At 65.6% G+C, this 15,291-nt stretch carries 11 protein-coding genes and 2 pseudogenes; 6 read left to right on the forward strand and 7 right to left on the reverse strand.

What is annotated here, in order from left to right:
* A partial coding sequence (gene exaC, locus AOK08_RS21685) for an acetaldehyde dehydrogenase ExaC (protein WP_055528696.1) occupies positions 1-1,452 on the forward strand: 1,452 nt, incomplete at its 5' end.
* 161 nt (positions 1,453-1,613) lie between these two features.
* Here the strand turns inward: exaC and AOK08_RS21690 are convergent.
* Positions 1,614-2,387 carry a tyrosine-type recombinase/integrase gene (locus tag AOK08_RS21690; RefSeq protein WP_241827044.1) on the reverse strand — a complete coding sequence of 258 codons (774 nt, stop codon included), beginning with the start codon at positions 2,385-2,387 and terminating at the stop codon, positions 1,614-1,616.
* A 78-nt stretch (positions 2,388-2,465) separates the two neighbouring features.
* On the opposite strand from AOK08_RS21690, the gene AOK08_RS21695 reads away from it, so the two are divergent.
* Entirely contained in the window at positions 2,466-2,672 is a 207-nt protein-coding gene (locus tag AOK08_RS21695) for a three-helix bundle dimerization domain-containing protein (RefSeq protein WP_055528706.1), read from the forward strand.
* 535 nt (positions 2,673-3,207) lie between these two features.
* Positions 3,208-3,765 carry an RICIN domain-containing protein gene (locus AOK08_RS21700; protein ID WP_055528710.1) on the forward strand — a complete coding sequence of 186 codons (558 nt, stop codon included), beginning with the start codon at positions 3,208-3,210 and terminating at the stop codon, positions 3,763-3,765.
* A 501-nt stretch (positions 3,766-4,266) separates the two neighbouring features.
* Here AOK08_RS21700 and AOK08_RS45865 read toward each other — a convergent pair.
* Both AOK08_RS45865 and AOK08_RS21705 read right to left on the reverse strand, forming a co-directional pair.
* Positions 4,267-5,334 carry a hypothetical protein gene (locus AOK08_RS45865; RefSeq protein WP_157876746.1) on the reverse strand — a complete coding sequence of 356 codons (1,068 nt, stop codon included), beginning with the start codon at positions 5,332-5,334 and terminating at the stop codon, positions 4,267-4,269.
* An 827-nt stretch (positions 5,335-6,161) separates the two neighbouring features.
* Positions 6,162-7,427, reverse strand: a complete 1,266-nt coding sequence (locus AOK08_RS21705; RefSeq protein WP_055528716.1) for an IS701 family transposase — start codon at positions 7,425-7,427, stop codon at positions 6,162-6,164.
* 109 nt (positions 7,428-7,536) lie between these two features.
* On the opposite strand from AOK08_RS21705, the pseudogene AOK08_RS43445 reads away from it, so the two are divergent.
* Positions 7,537-8,366, forward strand: a pseudogene (locus tag AOK08_RS43445) (IS5 family transposase).
* Positions 8,367-8,634: 268 nt separating this feature from the next.
* On the opposite strand, the gene AOK08_RS43450 reads toward AOK08_RS43445, so the two are convergent.
* The gene (locus tag AOK08_RS43450; protein WP_107101012.1) at positions 8,635-8,925 is read right to left on the reverse strand and encodes a Rieske 2Fe-2S domain-containing protein; all 291 of its coding nucleotides are present in this window, start codon (positions 8,923-8,925) and stop codon (positions 8,635-8,637) included.
* Positions 8,926-9,121: 196 nt separating this feature from the next.
* Here AOK08_RS43450 and AOK08_RS21715 point away from each other — a divergent pair, with 196 nt between their 5' ends.
* On the forward strand, positions 9,122-10,660 hold the full coding sequence (locus tag AOK08_RS21715) for a flavin-containing monooxygenase (protein WP_063794109.1): 1,539 nt from the start codon (positions 9,122-9,124) through the stop codon (positions 10,658-10,660).
* Positions 10,661-11,095: 435 nt separating this feature from the next.
* On the opposite strand, the gene AOK08_RS21720 is transcribed toward AOK08_RS21715, so the two are convergent.
* Positions 11,096-12,145 carry a PDDEXK family nuclease gene (locus AOK08_RS21720; protein WP_055528749.1) on the reverse strand — a complete coding sequence of 350 codons (1,050 nt, stop codon included), beginning with the start codon at positions 12,143-12,145 and terminating at the stop codon, positions 11,096-11,098.
* A gap of 942 nt (positions 12,146-13,087) precedes the next feature.
* Positions 13,088-13,222, reverse strand: a complete 135-nt coding sequence (locus tag AOK08_RS48480; protein WP_277816037.1) for a hypothetical protein — start codon at positions 13,220-13,222, stop codon at positions 13,088-13,090.
* A gap of 857 nt (positions 13,223-14,079) precedes the next feature.
* Between AOK08_RS48480 and AOK08_RS21725 the strand changes: the two genes are divergently transcribed.
* Positions 14,080-14,907: a DUF6585 family protein gene (locus AOK08_RS21725; protein WP_055528717.1), complete on the forward strand. Its 828-nt coding sequence runs from the start codon at positions 14,080-14,082 to the stop codon at positions 14,905-14,907.
* A 51-nt stretch (positions 14,908-14,958) separates the two neighbouring features.
* Here AOK08_RS21725 and AOK08_RS43460 read toward each other — a convergent pair.
* Positions 14,959-15,290 (reverse strand): annotated as a pseudogene (locus AOK08_RS43460) (DUF4291 family protein); the annotation flags it as partial.
* Position 15,291: the final 1 nt, after the last annotated feature.

Genomic DNA, 15,291 nt, shown 5'->3' on the forward strand with positions numbered 1-15,291 from the left:
GGCGGCGAGTACGTGCCGCCGGCCCGGGGGCAGTACTTCGAGAACGCCAGTCCGGTGAACGGTCAGCCCTTCACGGAGATCGCGCGGGGCACCGCCGAGGATGTCGAGCTCGCTCTCGACGCGGCGCACGCGGCGGCACCGGCGTGGGGCCGTACCTCGGTGACCCAGCGGTCCGACATCCTGCTGAAGATCGCCGACCGGATGGAGGCGAATCTCGAGGCACTCGCGGTCGCCGAGAGCTGGGAGAACGGCAAGCCGGTACGCGAGACACTCGCCGCGGACATCCCGCTCGCCATCGACCACTTCCGCTACTTCGCGGGCGCGATCCGCGCGCAGGAGGGGTCGCTCGGCGAGCTCGACGACGACACCGTGGCGTACCACTTCCATGAGCCGCTCGGGGTGGTCGCGCAGATCATCCCCTGGAACTTCCCCATCCTGATGGCGGTCTGGAAGCTGGCGCCAGCGCTCGCGGCGGGCAACGCGGTCGTGATCAAGCCCGCCGAGCAGACACCGGCGTCCCTCCACTACTGGATGAGCCTGATCTCGGACCTGCTGCCGGCGGGCGTCGTGAACATCGTCAACGGCTTCGGGGCGGAGGCGGGCAAGCCGCTCGCGTCCAGTGCGCGGGTGGCGAAGGTGGCGTTCACGGGTGAGACCACGACAGGGCGGCTGATCATGCAGTACGCCGCGGAGAACATCAAACCGGTCACGCTGGAACTGGGCGGCAAGTCGCCGAACATCTTCTTCGACGACGTGTGGGCGTCGGACGACGACTTCCGCGACAAGGCGCTCGAAGGCTTCACCATGTTCGCGCTCAACCAGGGCGAGGTGTGCACCTGCCCGTCCCGTGCGCTGGTCCAGCGCGGCAACTACGCCGATTTCCTCCAGGCCGCGGTCGCCCGCACCGAACTCATCAAGCCGGGGCACCCGCTCGACACGGACACGATGATCGGCGCGCAGGCCTCCAACGACCAGCTGGAGAAGATCCTCTCGTACATGGACATCGGCCGGCAGGAGGGGGCCAGGATCCTCACGGGTGGCGAACGCATCGAGTACGACGGTGAGTTGAAGGGCGGGTACTACGTCCAGCCGACCATCTTCGAGGGCGACAACCGGATGCGTATCTTCCAGGAGGAGATCTTCGGGCCGGTGGTGTCCGTGACGTCGTTCACCGACTTCGACGACGCGATCAGGACCGCCAACGACACGCTGTACGGCCTCGGGGCGGGCGTATGGACCCGGGACATGAACACCGCGTACCGGGCGGGCCGCGCGATCCAGGCGGGCCGGGTGTGGACGAACTGCTACCACGCCTATCCGGCGCACGCGGCGTTCGGCGGTTACAAGCAGTCCGGGATCGGCCGTGAGACGCACAAGATGATGCTGGATCACTATCAGCAGACGAAGAATCTACTGGTGTCGTACTCGCCGAAGAAGCTGGGCTTCTTCTAGAGGCACGAAATAAGGCGCCTGACCTGGGCTTTTGCCCGCCAGGCGCCTTCCCCTCGGCCAGCCCAGAGCAAGGACCGACTTACGTCATAACTCCCACTTCCTCCCACCGCCGTCCCGTTCCTGACCAGTACTTCCGGACCAGTCACGGACCAAACCCCGACTCACCCGTCAGACTCCGCGCCCTGGCTGACGCGGTCCCACTCCTGCATGGACTGCTCGATGAGCTGGTTGGCCCGCTCTCGGACGCCGTCCAGGAACTTGGCGTAGTGGCGGAAGAGGACCTCAATGCTCTGGCCCGCGCGACGAGCGCACTCCGCGGAGTCCACACCGGAGTACAGCCAGAACGAGATCCCGGCGTGCCGGAGATCGTAGGGCCGCTTGGCCAGCTTGGAGGCGAGTTCTGTACGGGTCAGCACGTACTTCCGTCCCCGCGCCCACGTTGTGCCATATGCAGCTGCGTCCACGTAGTTGCCGGCCCGGTTCCGGAACAGTCGGCCGTCCGGCGCCACGCCGAAGCGTTCGATGTGCGCATGGAGCATGCGTACGAACTGCGGCGGAATGGGCACAGGCCGGGTCGCGGTTGCCGCGCGGCGCTTGAGGGAGTGCACCTCATGCACCGAGCCACTGTCCGTCCACTCCTTGCCCGAGGTTACGACGCCACCCGACAGGTTGAGCATCCCCCATCCGGAGTCGGGCAGATGGCACTGTTCGAACCGGAGATGAATGACCTCCGCAGGCCGCATCGCCGCGTAGTACATGCAGCCGAAGAACGCCTCCAGGTGAGGGCCGCGCCCGCGCTGCCGGGCAACCGCCGCGAGCAGCCGGGCGACCTGGGCTGGATTAGGAACGGCAGCCGGGTCTACCTCCTCGTTGACCGCTGGAGCGTTCCACCTGAGCCCGTTGAGGGGGTTCTCCGTGAAGTAACCTCTCTCCACAGCGACATTGAGGACTTCGTTGAACGCAGCCCGCTTGCGCCGAGCCGTCTTGGCCGCAGCCTCCGGACAGGTGGGGCGATGGCTGACAAGGAACGCGAGGCCGAAGCGATCCGTGGGGTCGTAGACCGTCTGACGGACGCTTTCAGCGCGACACACAGCCCGGCCGACGTCGAGGCCGCAGTCACCGAGGCTTACGCGTCCTTCGCGAGCCGGCCGGTCCGCGAATTCGTGCCTGTATTGGTCGAACGCAAGGCCCGATCGCTGTTGAGCGAATCATCCGGCTAGCCATCTGCGCACTCTGACCGTGTGCGTTTGAACCCCCGAGCCGAACGACGACGCCTCGGATTCCACGGCCCGCGTGGCCATCTACCGCCGAGCAAAGTGGCCAGCTGAGACTGAGCACGGTCTGGTGACCTGCGGTTGCGTCCAGCCCCTGGCCATGTACCTCTGAAGGTCACAACGGGACACGCGCGCCCTCGCTGGTTGCAACGACCATGGCGGGGTTCCCGCCTCCGTCAAGGATGCGTACGCGGCGGCCAACGCGTAACACAGCACAGCAGTAGGCGAGCGGCCCACCACTTCGCGCACTGGCGGCACGGGTGCACCCGCGCGACCACCTGGCGAGGTTCGCGACAGGTTTCCCTGTACTTAGCCGTTGAACGGCCAAGGACGCGGACACGTCTGCTCACGCGTGCCACCATCGTGTTCCGCCGCAGCCAATGACACGGAGAAGGCAATCACGCCGCGGTCAGCCGCTGTTCGGTCGCAGTGCGGGCCGATCGTGGCCCTTGCAAAGCTCAACCAAGCGGAGGAAGTTGACATGGCATACACGAAGAGACCCGCCGCGGAGCGGGCGGAGGTAGCCGTGCAGCAATGCACCGTGGGGCGTTTCGCCCGCCGTGCATGGACTATGACGCTCGCTCTGGCAGCGTCCATGGGGCTCGCGTTCCTGAACTCCGGTTCCGCGTACGCTTCCAATCCCGGCGACATCATCAAAGACAACGTTCTACGCAACTGGGAAACCGGGCGCTGCCTGTACAGCCAAGACCCACCCAACGTCAGCACAGTCCCGTGCAACCAGAATAATACGAATCAGAGGTGGCAACTCGTCTACCAGTACCACGGCGCCTATGATGTGGTTAAAATCCGGAATGCGGGGACCCATCAGTGCCTGGCCCACCTCGGCGCGGATGTTATTCAAACCCGAAGCTGCGACGAGGGCTATGCGATGAATTTCGCCGGCATTGGGTCGAGCTGGGACCAGGTCCAGCTCCAGTCAACTTCCAGCGGGGCGTGCTTGGACAGCAATTACAGTGGAAACGTCTACGCGATCGGCTGCAACGGCGGCGGCTACCAGCTGTGGAAGTCAGGTATCTGACATAGCCCTCTCAGGAGGGAGGGCGGTTCCACACGCCCCTCCCAAGATCTTCGGCGGGTGCGCCCTCTCAGCTCGCGGTGGGCGAATCATTGAGCTTCTTCGAACTGGCCATCGATCAGGTGACGGTCCGCGAAGCGCAACGGGCGAAGCGCCACCGAACCCCCGACAGCGGGATAGCTGACACAGTTGGCCAACGAGAAAAATCCCCCTGCCTGATGGCAGGGGGATTTTTCGTTTCCTCTCTCACCCTAAGTGAATCCCTCCATCCAAAGGCTTGGGGCAGTTACTCTGTCCCCACTCCAGAAGCCTCAGCCCAAACGGAGAGTCCTCACACAGGGCCTTCAGACAGGGCCCCGGCAAGGTTGCGAGATGCCCCAGTTTGTCAGCGGCGAGGCGCGAAGCCGCGCAGTGTCGTTGAGCTGGAGCAGTCTGCTGTCGCGACTTCACGAGCGCCGTCGCAAAACGAACAAATTGCGACTATGTCGGAGCCCTGGAGCGAGACTAGCTCTTATAGATGAGGACTCGGAACTTCCAGGCGAATCGACCTGTGGGGTCGTTCCAGGAATTTGAGTTGTCGCCGATATTTGGATCGTTTACCCCGAACAGCAGTCGAACGGGGCGACTGTCGGTCCAGGCCATGCAGCCGCCGAAGGCCGTGGCCTGAGCGATTGGGCCGACCCATCCCCCTGGGTTGTTGTTGAATCTCAAGATTCCGGAGATTTGGAACAAGCCCGGATACGGCCACCCTCCCGGTGCCACAAGGAGATTTCCGTTCGGAGGGGCATAGCCAGTAAAGTCGTATTGGATTTGACTCTGAAAGTCCGGGATGATCCGGATCACGTTTCCTTGCGAGAGGATGTTGCCCGGATTCGGCCCTGCGGGAAAGCTTCCAGACTCCTTCCCCCACACATTGACGACCTCGTCGCTTTCACCGATGCCCTTATTGACAGGTACCGCGCGGCTGCACCGGTCCATGGCGTTCGTCGCCGGCAGCGCAGCCTTATAGATCTGAACCCGGAATCGCCACATGCCACCGTTGTCATCACGCTTGGGGTCATTGACTCCGAAGAGCAGTCGAACAGGCTGGGACTCATTCCATCGCGTGCACTGCTGAAACGCGGTGGCTTGCGCGGGATTGCGCACCCAACCTCCTGGATTGTTGTTGAATCGCAGGACAGCGGAGTGCTGGAACATCCCGGGGTAGGGCCATCCATTGTCGGCTACGGATCCGGTGCCGTTGGGCCCGTAGTTCTCTCCTACGCCTGAGACGCTCACCCGGTCGCTGAAGACCGGAATGATGACGAAAGCGTCGCCGGGATCCAGGATATTGGCCGGATTATCGCCCGCGGGTTCGCTGCCCCCGCCGTTTCCGTAGACGACTACTTCCGGGGTGTCTCGGTTTGGAACTTGGTGCTCTGTGCAGCGGGTCATGGCCGGGGCTGGTGGAGCGGCAACTGCGGGGGGTGCTTGGATGCAGAGCGTGGTGAGAGCCGCGATGAGGATGAGGATGAGGGCGATCAGCCAGGCTCGTGGGATCGATGAGCCGAGAAGAGCAGGTTTCTGCGTCACTAGTGAGCCCCCGAGTTCTGTTGTGTAGACGCAATGCCGACGCGCCGACCAGCCTTAAAGTCAGCCGACGGCGCCGCGCGGGGGACGAGAGGTCGAGCGCATGGTGTTCCCGCAGGGACGCCCACGTCCGGGGCCATTTTCGATGGAATCGTTTCCGGATTCAAGACCGGTTTCGCCCAGAAATCATCTGGGGCGATGTATCGAGAGCGCGAAGGGGGCGCGAACTAGGGAGTGGAGCCCCGTTTATCCATCAAGCTCCCGCGCATACGCGTGCGTGACTGAGACCCGGAAGCCGGTTGCGCAGGTCGCGAAGCGCTTGGGGATCACGGAGACGACCCCGATGAGCTGGCAGGGAGCTACCGTAGGAGGCCAGAGCTCGACATAGTCGCAAGCTGTTCGTTTTGCGACGGCGCTCGTGAAGTCGCGACAGCAGACTGCTCCAGCTCAACGACACTGCGCGGCTTCGCGCCTCGCCGCTGACAAACTGGGGCATCTCGCAACCTTGCCGGGGCCCTGGGCCTTCAGAGTCTTGGTGTCCTCATGCGTGGCCGCTACGACACCGAGCAGCGCGGCGGACGTGGCAACAAGTGCCTCCCGCAGGACGGTTGGCCAGACCAGGACGAGCGCCGGCACCATGCCGCGAGGATGGAATAGATCCGAACGCCGTGGTTGGAAAGGAAGTCCTTCATAGGTTCCCCATTAGTACTGCAGTAATAGTAGGGCTTGGTCAGGTCGGTATGGGTTCTGGCGTGTTGCGGTGACAGGTGGGCAGGCGCCGGTCCAGACCGCGAGGAGTAACTGCAGCTCGCGGGCGACTCGGTAAAGGCTCAGGCCGGCGCCGTCCCTTTTGGGGACCGGGTGCTGCGCTGGAGGGTGCAGAAGGCGTGTGCGGCGGAGACGAGGGTGACGTGGTGGTGCCAGCCCCTCCAGGTGCGGCCTTCGAAGTGGGCCAGGCCCAGGGCCTGCTTCATCTCGCGGTAGTCGTGCTCGATGCGCCAGCGCAGTTTCGCGGTGCGCACCAGGGTGGCCATCGGGGTGTCGGCGGGCAGGTTGGACAGCCAGAACTGGACGGGTTCGGGTGCGGTGGCCGGCCATTCGGCCAGCAGCCACTGTTCGGGCAGTTCCGGGCCGTCGGCGGCCTTGCGGATCTCGCGGCCGGCGGGCCTGATCCGCAGGGCCACGAACCGTGAGTACATGCGCTTCACACCGCTGCGGCCGCTGCCGGGGCGGGAGCCTTCCCGCCATTGCACGGGCCGTGCGGCTTGTCTTCCGGCCGCGATGACCAGCTTCTTCACCGTCTGGGCCGCCTCGGGGTAGGCGGGTCGGGGCCTTGGGCCGCGGCCGCTGTAGGGCGGGGTGTGAGGCCGTGCCTGGTGTGGGTGGGCGGTGGTCGTGGTGGAGATGTCCACCACGTAGTCGAGCCCGCGTTCTTCCAGGCCCAGCCGGAAGGCTGCCGTATCGCCGTAACCGCCGTCGGCGACAGCGACGGGGACGTCGACACCCCACGACCGGGTCTCGTCGATCATGTCCAGGGCCAACTGCCACTTCTCGACGTGGCCGACCCCGGCGGGAATGCCGCACTTCGCGCGGCGGGCCGTCTTCGCCGGGTCGGCCTTCGGCGAGGCGGGGTCCCAGCTCTCGGGCAGGAACAGGCGCCAGTCGACGGCCGCCGACGCGCTGTCGCAGGCCAGGTGCAGCGACACCCCGGCCTGGCAGTTAGTGACCTTGCCCGCGGTGCCGGTGTACTGCCGGGCCACGCACGCCGAGGCGTCGCCGTCCTTCAGGAAGCCCGTGTCATCGATGATCAGCGCGGTCGGCTTGATCACCTGCTGCATCCTCCAGGCGAGGCGGGCGCGCACATGCGCCGCCTCCCACGGGCTGGAGGTGATGAAGTTCGCCAGGGCCTGCCGGTTGCCGTCCTCACCCAGCCGCGCGGCCATCGGCTCCACCGACTTGCGCCGCCCATCCAGCAACAGGCCCCGCAGATACACAGCTCCCCACCGGCGCTGATCCACCCGCGCGAACGACTCGAACATCTCCGCCGCGAAGTCCTCCAGATCACACCGGACCGCAGCCAACTCCCCACCCATCACAACAGGTCAACGACACAACCGATCAGACGGACACGCCACCGGCGGGTACACCTGACCAAGCCCTACTAGGTCGTGTCCGCAAAGTGGTTGGCGCGTTGGTCTGTTCGTGGTGCGTCGCCATGAGCTGACTGATCAGGCATGGGCAAGTGATCGAGCCACTGCTGGCTCCGCCTCGCATGGGACGGCCGGTGCGGGACCGTCGTCAGATCCTCAACGGCATCCTGTGGAAGCTGTCCACCGGGGCGGCCTGGCGAGATCTGCCGGAACGCTACGGGCCGCGGAAGACGGTCTACGAACGCTTCCGCCGCTGGTCGGCCGACGGCACCTGGGACCGCCTACTGGCCCACGTCCAGCAGCACTCCGACGCGATCGGAGCCGTGGACTGGTCGATCGTGTGCGTCGACTCCACTACCTTGCGGGCCCACCAGCATGCGGCCGGGGCCCGAAAGGGGGCTCTGGCCGGGCGAGGCGATCGGCCGGTCCCTTGGCGGGCTGACCACGAAGATCCACCTTGCCTGCGATGGGCAGGGCCGCCCGCTGGCCTTCACGATCACCGCCGGGAACGTCAACGACTGCACCCAGTTCGAGCCGGTCCTGGCCCGCATCCGCATCCAGCGATGCGGACCCGGCCGGCCCCAAACCCGCCCCGCCCAGGTGGCCGCGGACAAGGGCTACTCGTCCCTGAAGATCCGCAGCTACCTGCGCAGACGAGGCATCCGGGCCGTGATCCCCGAACGCATCGACCAGATCAACGGCCGCGTCCGCCGAGGCGAAAGCCTCCGCCGCCTCGACCGCGCGGCCTACCGCCGCCGCAACGTCGTCGAACGCTGCTTCAACAAGCTCAAGCACAACAAAGCCCTCGCCACCCGCTACGACAAACGCGCCCGCCACTACCAAGCCCTGGTCACCATCGCCTGCCCACGACTCTGGCTCCCCTGACATTGCGGACACGACCTAGCACCTGGCCCCTGCGTCGAATTCGTAGTGTGCGAGGCTCCATTCAGAGCTACCCCAACTGGAGGCCGTGGTCAACCCACTCGGACACCAGGGCGGCCAGCTCGCCGGCCTCGCTGAATTTCCCAGGTGGGTGGAGCGCCGTCCGGTTCGTACCAGGCGAAGAGGAAGCCGTTGCGCTCGCTGATGGTGTGGTGCTGCAGGCGGGCTCGCGGGGGCGACCGTCGGGCGTGCCGACGCAGGTGCCCTCGGGCTAGAAGGTGAAGCGTTGGAAAGGACACACCAGGTTCTGGCCTTCCGCGGTGCCGCCCGCCCACAGATGAGCGCCCAGGTGGGGGCAGTAAGGATGCACTGCGCGGGGTCGACCGTCGCGGGTGCGGTAGAGGACGACGTCCTCGTCCACGAAACGGCGGGTCAGGACACTGCCGGGGGCCAGTTCGCGTGAACGCGCCAGGCAGAACCAGCCACTGGGGTAAGGCAGATGTAGCCCCGGCTTGTCGACAGCGGCGTGGGCACTGCGAAACCTGGGCAGTTCCTCCCTCATCGTCACGGGCGGCAGCCAAACACAGGAACACGCACTGCATTCAGTCCAGACAGCAAGATCACCCTTATGGGGTACCTGCCAGCCATATCGGCACAGGTCCTCTCGAGCAACCCTACGATCGGTCGCTCTGAGTAAGCGATTTGGGGGCGGTTCGGCATCAGTGGCGGGGCGCTCACGAGGCAGGCAGGGAGCGCCGGTGGCCGACGACAGTACGGACAACCATCGTCATGAAGCGGAAGTCGTCGTCATCGGGGCCGGCCTCTCCGGCCTGGCCGCAGTGATCGCGCTGCGCCGGGCCGGATTCAATGACGTCGTCGTGTTGGAGAAGTCCGGTCGCCTCGGCGGGACTTGGCGCGACAACTCCTACCCCGGATGCGGCTGCGACGTACCGTCCGTGCTGTACGAATACTCCTTCGCGCCCCACTCGTGGAGCCGTAGCTTCGCCGACGGGTCCGAGATTCTCGACTACCTCGACACCACCGCGGTAACGCACGACGCGCACAAGGCGATCCGCTACGACACCGAGGTGCTGAGCATCCGCTGGCAGCCGGAGACGCACCGCTGGAACCTGCAGACCACGTCAGGCACCCACACTGCCCGCGCCGTGATCGTCGCCACCGGCCCCTGGCATCGGCCCCGCCATCCCGACATCCCCGGCCTCGACACCTTCCCGGGCACCGTCTTCCACTCCGCCCGCTGGAACCACGAAGTCGACCTGACCGGACAGCGCGTGGCAGTGGTGGGCACCGGAGCGTCCACCGTCCAGTTCCTGCCCGAGATCCAGCCGAAGGCGGCTCGTATCGACGTCTTCCAGAGCACACCGCAGTGGGTACTGCCGAAACCCGACTACCCCCTCCCTCCGGGGCTCCACCGGTTCTTCGAACACCACCCTGCAGTGCGCCGCGCACTGCGCAGCCTGCACCACTGGACCCAGGAAGCCATCGGCGTACCCCTGCGCCACCCCCACATGCTGCAGCCCCTGGAGGCCCTGGCCCGCATCCATCTACGTACCTCGGTACGGGACCGCGCCCTGCGCCGGGCCCTTACTCCCGACTACCGCCTCGGCGGCCGCCGCCTGATCACCTCCGATACCTACTACGCCGCCCTCACCCGCCCCAACGTGCGGCTCCATCCCACCCGCGTGACCACCGTGGAGGGCTCCGACGTCATCGGCGCCGACGGCACCCGCACCCGCGCCGACATCATCGTCCTCGCGACCGGATACCACATCGGCGACATCCCTCTCGCCCCCCACCTGCACGGCACTGACGCCACACTGGCCCAGACCTGGGCCGACAACCGCCGTGCCTACCTGGGCACCAGCATCAGCGGGTACCCCAACCTGTTCCTGCTCCTCGGCCCGAACCTGCTCACCGGCACCACCGCCGTCCCTACCGTCCTCGAAGCCCAACTCCGCTACATCAGCACCGCCCTCAACCACCTGCGCACCAGCGGGGCGTCCGCACTGGATGTCAAGCCCGAGGCCGAAGCAGCCCACCAGCAGGCCCTACACAAAGCGCTGCGTAACACCGTCTACAACGCAGCCGGCGACACCGGCTACTACTTCGGCCTCCCGGGCATCAATACCTTCTGCTGGCCCTGGTCGACCGCCAGGCTCGTCAAGCGCCTGCACGCCTTCGACCCAAAGCTCTACAACTGGTCGCTGCCGCTGCCGGCACAAGCCGGCGCCGAGCGGGATGGACTGTCAGCCAGCCCTTCGCGCCGACTCCAGTAGATCCCGGTCCCGCCCGTCGACGGTGTGGTGGCGGTGCAGGACTGGCGAATCCCAGCAGCGCCAGACGGTGAAACGCCCATCGCCCTCGGTCAGACGGGGTCGTTCCGGTGGCCACGCGGTGTCGCAGGATTCTGATGCCATCGCCTACGTAGCCCACCGCATAGATGCGGAAGACGCGGTTGGCCAGCGCCGCGACGGCTCTTTCCACAGCGTTGGCACCGGAGTCACCGCACTGGTAGTGGCGGCCGGCTCTCCTCCACCTGACCCCGGACAGCAGTTCCTCCGAACGCAATTTCGCGCCATGCGGCGCACCAGGAGGGCTCTGGGGCAACGACAACGCGGTCGCGTCCGGGGAGTTCGCGACCGCGCCCGGGCGACCGCGGATGCGAACAGCTCTCCGTCGGCCGCATGGTCATCACGCGGTCCGCCATCCACTCAAGCAGATGACTCCTCGTTGTGGGCACGCCAGAATGGCGCTTCAGTGGTACCACCGAATGACATCGCACCGGGCAGTACACCTTCGGGAAGCGGCAGGTTGGTCACAACGAACTGGTTCAGGATGTCGTCGCGATCCATGAACATGATCTGACTTGTCTTCGCCGCGTCCAAAGCGTTGCCCAGCCAGTTGCGTGCAGCCTTGGTGATCTCGCCGCCAGCCACGATGAATGCATGGTCGACGAGAACGCGCCGGTTGGTCTCAGGGTCGAAGATCTCGTGCGCCAGCATCATCAGAGCCTGGTTATGGATCTCAGCAACGTTGGAATTGCCCGCCCTGGACTTTCCCATAGCGTCCAGCTTCCCGCGCTTCACCTGGATACCGAAGTACAGGAAGTGCTGAGTCGGCAGGGTGTACCGCATCCAGATGTCCTTGCCGTACTCCAACGCTTTGTCCCGGTGCCCGGCAGCTGTAATCCGTTGAAACCCCACCTGCCGGAAAAGAGGCAGCAGCACCTGCTCGATGAGCGCGTCCTCACTGCACGTGTCCAAGAACGCAGCAAGAGCCGCACGTCTCTGCATCTCGGCGGCGCTCAGGGGCCGATGTGGGTTCTTGGCCAGCACAGAGACGGTGTTCGTTCCGATGTGCCGCAGGTAGCAGTGCTTGTCCTCCCCGTAGAAGGCTTCGAACCCCTCACGAGCAAGTGCATTGTTCAGCAGCCGCAAGGCACTGGGCCGGTCGAGCCCCTCGTTGAGAGCGTCCGCCGGATTCATCAGGTGGTCGATCACCCTTGAGAAGGACTCCGGCGGGTGCGCAGGTCCCTCGTGCGGCTCTGCCAGCAACTGCTCAAGCACACCCGCGACCCAACGGTGCCGCGTCGAACCGTCATGCTTCCAGTCCATATCGAGTTCCCCGAAGAACTCGGTGATGTACATGCTCGACCGGTACGGGAAGTACGCAGGCTCGGCATCACCCTGAGGGACCTCCGCACCGAGGTTCCCGCAAATGAGATCGCCCAGCAGTTCCAGCGTTCTCTTCCTGAACTTCACGACGCCCCTCCCCACACCCCACGCCAGCAACGACGCGCGAACCATTGTGCCCTGCAATCGCAGGACCCGAAGATGCGAGCCGCTCCCCTCCGAAAGAGCACCCCCGTCTCGGGGTACCGATGCCTTCCTGGAACCGGCAGGACGAGGCCATGCGCGCATGCCGTGGCTCTCCTGCCACAGCGTGCGGACGCGGTCCCCGTGTACTCAAGACCCCCGCCGGAGCAAGCCGACGGGGGTCCGCACGTGTCACGAGCTATCACAGGCGGATCACCAACCCCACGGACGCACTCACACCACAAGGATCTGACCTGGACTTACGCGCTCACCCTGGATCAACTGGACGCCCGTGGACGGTTTCTACGACATGTGCCATGTGGTACCCACACGACTCCCGTAAGGCGTCGCCCTTCCGGCCGCCCGCAGCCACCGCACACACGAAGCCACAGACAGTCAAGATCCGGACCATACGCGGGCCAACCGAGCCACATTGGCCACCTACTGCACCATCACCGCAGTTCAGGGGCTCGCAAGCGCTGTACCGCCAGCAGACGAAGAATCTTCTGGTGTCGTACTCGCCGAAGAAGCTGGGCTTCTTCTAAGGACATAAGGAAGGGCGCCTGACCTGGGAAAATACCAGTCAGGCGCCCTTCGGGAATCACAACTGGACGGCGAGCCGAAACGCGCCCTTACCCCCGGTATCTCCCACCCGTATCCCAGCTCCGACCAGCAGTTCCGGGGCATTTCCGGGCCAGTCCAGCTCAGGGGCTATCCGTGTCGCCCATCGGCGCAGCCCACTGCTGCATAGACTCCTGGATCAACCGGTTGGCATGGTTCCGAGTTTCGGCCAGGAACTTGGCGTAGTAGCGGACGCGAACCTGAATGCCCTGCCCTGCCCTGCCCTGCGCGGCGTGCGCACTCCGCCGGGTCCGCTCCGGACGACAGTCAGAACGAGATGCCGGCGTGACGCAGGTCGTAGGGACGTGTCAGTCCCGCCGACGCGGAGGTGTTCCGTCGACTGCCGAGCAGGGTGATGCGATGGGCCAGCCCGTCCTGCCAGCGCAGGGGTATTCCGCACACCTGGGCCTCCGGGGTCGGCGCCCCGCGGTCCGACCCCGGCGGGTCAGGACGTCACCGACCCGGCACATCCCGTGAGGACGGGCACAGGCCCCCTCGCCCTGGCCAGTCTCGGGCACACGGGCCAGATGTACGCGGCGGTGTTCAGTCCGGACGGCTGGTTGCTGGCCTCCGGATGCGAGAACGCGGCCGTGACCCTGTGGGATGTCACCGACCCCACACACCTGACCCCGGCCGCCCATCTCACCGGCCACCGCAAGGCTGTACGGGTCTGGCGTCCAGCCCGGACGGAGGGATATCGCCGGCTGCGGCGTCGACACAACGGTGAGGCTGTGGGAAACGAGCTGACGGTGCGCGCCGTTTCCCGTGCTCCGAGGGCCAGGGCAGGACTTCTGGACCGGCCGGCACTCTGTCAAGGATTCATGGCCACGATCCACACTCCGGCGGATACCCAAGGAAGTCGGCCAGGCAAAGTGTCATGTGCGTGCCCCTGGGGTCTGCGAACGCGGCTTGCTGATCCACGTCAAGCCTCGCTCACAAACTTCTCGCCGGAGAGTAGGCAAGCGACAACTGCTGCGCCCGAAGCCGACTGCTGGTCGTCCAGGAAGGTGTGTGCAGGCCAATGCGCTCTCCGACGCCGGACAGGGAGCGACTTCTGGAGCAACCCTGGGGCGTTGGGAACAAGCCACCCGTCACCGGGACCTCAACAAGCGGCTCGGCCATGGGCGTGGTGGCCCCGAAGAACGACGGTTATCTACCGGTTTCCGGCCAGGCGCCGTAGCATCTCGATGACATCGGGATTGTCAACTTGCCTTGCAATCAGACCTGTTGGCGCATAGCAGCGCACGGTGGGAGTGACGATGGCGGCTCGAAACCTGTGGGACGAGATCCCGGCGACCGTGCCGGGCGCGGCGGCACAGCGGCAGCTCGGTGTTGCCCGATCCGCCTTTCGCACACAGACCAGTTCGGTGGCCTGGTGGGGCTCGTTCATGCTCCTCCTGGTCACGGCGTTCTGCGTGATGATGGTCTTCAACATCAGTGCTGAGAGTGAGTGGACGAACGCGATACTCTTCATCATCCTCGGCGGGGGCTCCTTCCTCGGGGCGATCGCCGTCCCACTGGCCGCACAGTTCAGACCAGTTGCCTGGTGTGCCGTTTTCGACAAGGGCGTCGTCTACCAGTACGGTGCGCAGCAACCGATCGCCGGATCCTGGGACGAGATCACCGGCTGTCAGCGACACGCGACGGACCTCGTACGCAACGGGGTCAAGATTTCCACCACATATTCCGTGTACGTCCAGATGCCGGCCGGCAACTTCATGGTGTCGGGCGACACTCCCGCCGCGGAGGAAATCGGCTCCCTGATCGCGAACCGTTGGGTCGCTGCCCAGAACCGGATCGCGGAAGAGGACGCCACGGCGCGACTGGCCGAAATCGCCGAGTTGCTGGAGACCGGTGCGCGCGTGGCGTTCGGGCCATTCACAGTGGGCCTGGCCGGACTCGAGCACGGGGGAACTGTCCTGGACTGGAAGAGGATCAGCGAGGTCGAGCTGATGGGATCGACCATATGCGTGGTGATCACCGGTGAGCGCAAGCCGGTGCGGGAGCCGATCTCCGGCGTGCCGGACAGCATGCTGTTCCTCACCCTCTCGGACGCCTTGCGGCGGACGGCACAGCAGACCATGTGAGAAAGCCACCCATCACGACAGGTTCCGAACCGAGCTCGACCCACGAGTGTCCTACCGCCGTAGACGAGCCACCACGTCCTCCGCTACCGCATACGGCCGCTCCTCCGGCAACAAGGCTGCCGCACGCCCGAGTTCACCGGCCCGTACGAGCCCGCGCACCTCCCGGGCCAGTCCGGTCAGATCCTCGATCCCCACGATCCACTCGTCGGCGTACCGCACGGTCGCCTCCCCCTCGAGCCCAGCTGAAGAGACCGGTGCGGAAGGGCGTTGAGGTGCAGGTCCCGCTCCGGATCCCACTGCACCCGCGCCGGAGCCTGCTTCAACTGCCGTTTCCACGCAGCCTGGTCGGCATGCGGTTCCTGCACATAGTGCGAGAGACACGCC

The organism is Streptomyces graminilatus (genome assembly GCF_001418565.1).
GTDB classification, from domain to species: Bacteria; Actinomycetota; Actinomycetes; order Streptomycetales; family Streptomycetaceae; genus Streptomyces; species Streptomyces graminilatus.

Bases quoted from the DNA above. Each gene is read 5' to 3' on its own strand.
- AOK08_RS21725 (WP_055528717.1), top strand. From the start codon at position 14,080: ATGGCGGCTCGAAACCTGTGGGACGAGATCCCGGCGACCGTGCCGGGC.
- AOK08_RS21695 (WP_055528706.1), top strand. From the start codon at position 2,466: ATGGCTGACAAGGAACGCGAGGCCGAAGCGATCCGTGGGGTCGTAGAC.
- AOK08_RS43450 (WP_107101012.1), bottom strand. From the start codon at position 8,925: ATGAGGGAGGAACTGCCCAGGTTTCGCAGTGCCCACGCCGCTGTCGAC.
- AOK08_RS21700 (WP_055528710.1), top strand. From the start codon at position 3,208: ATGGCATACACGAAGAGACCCGCCGCGGAGCGGGCGGAGGTAGCCGTG.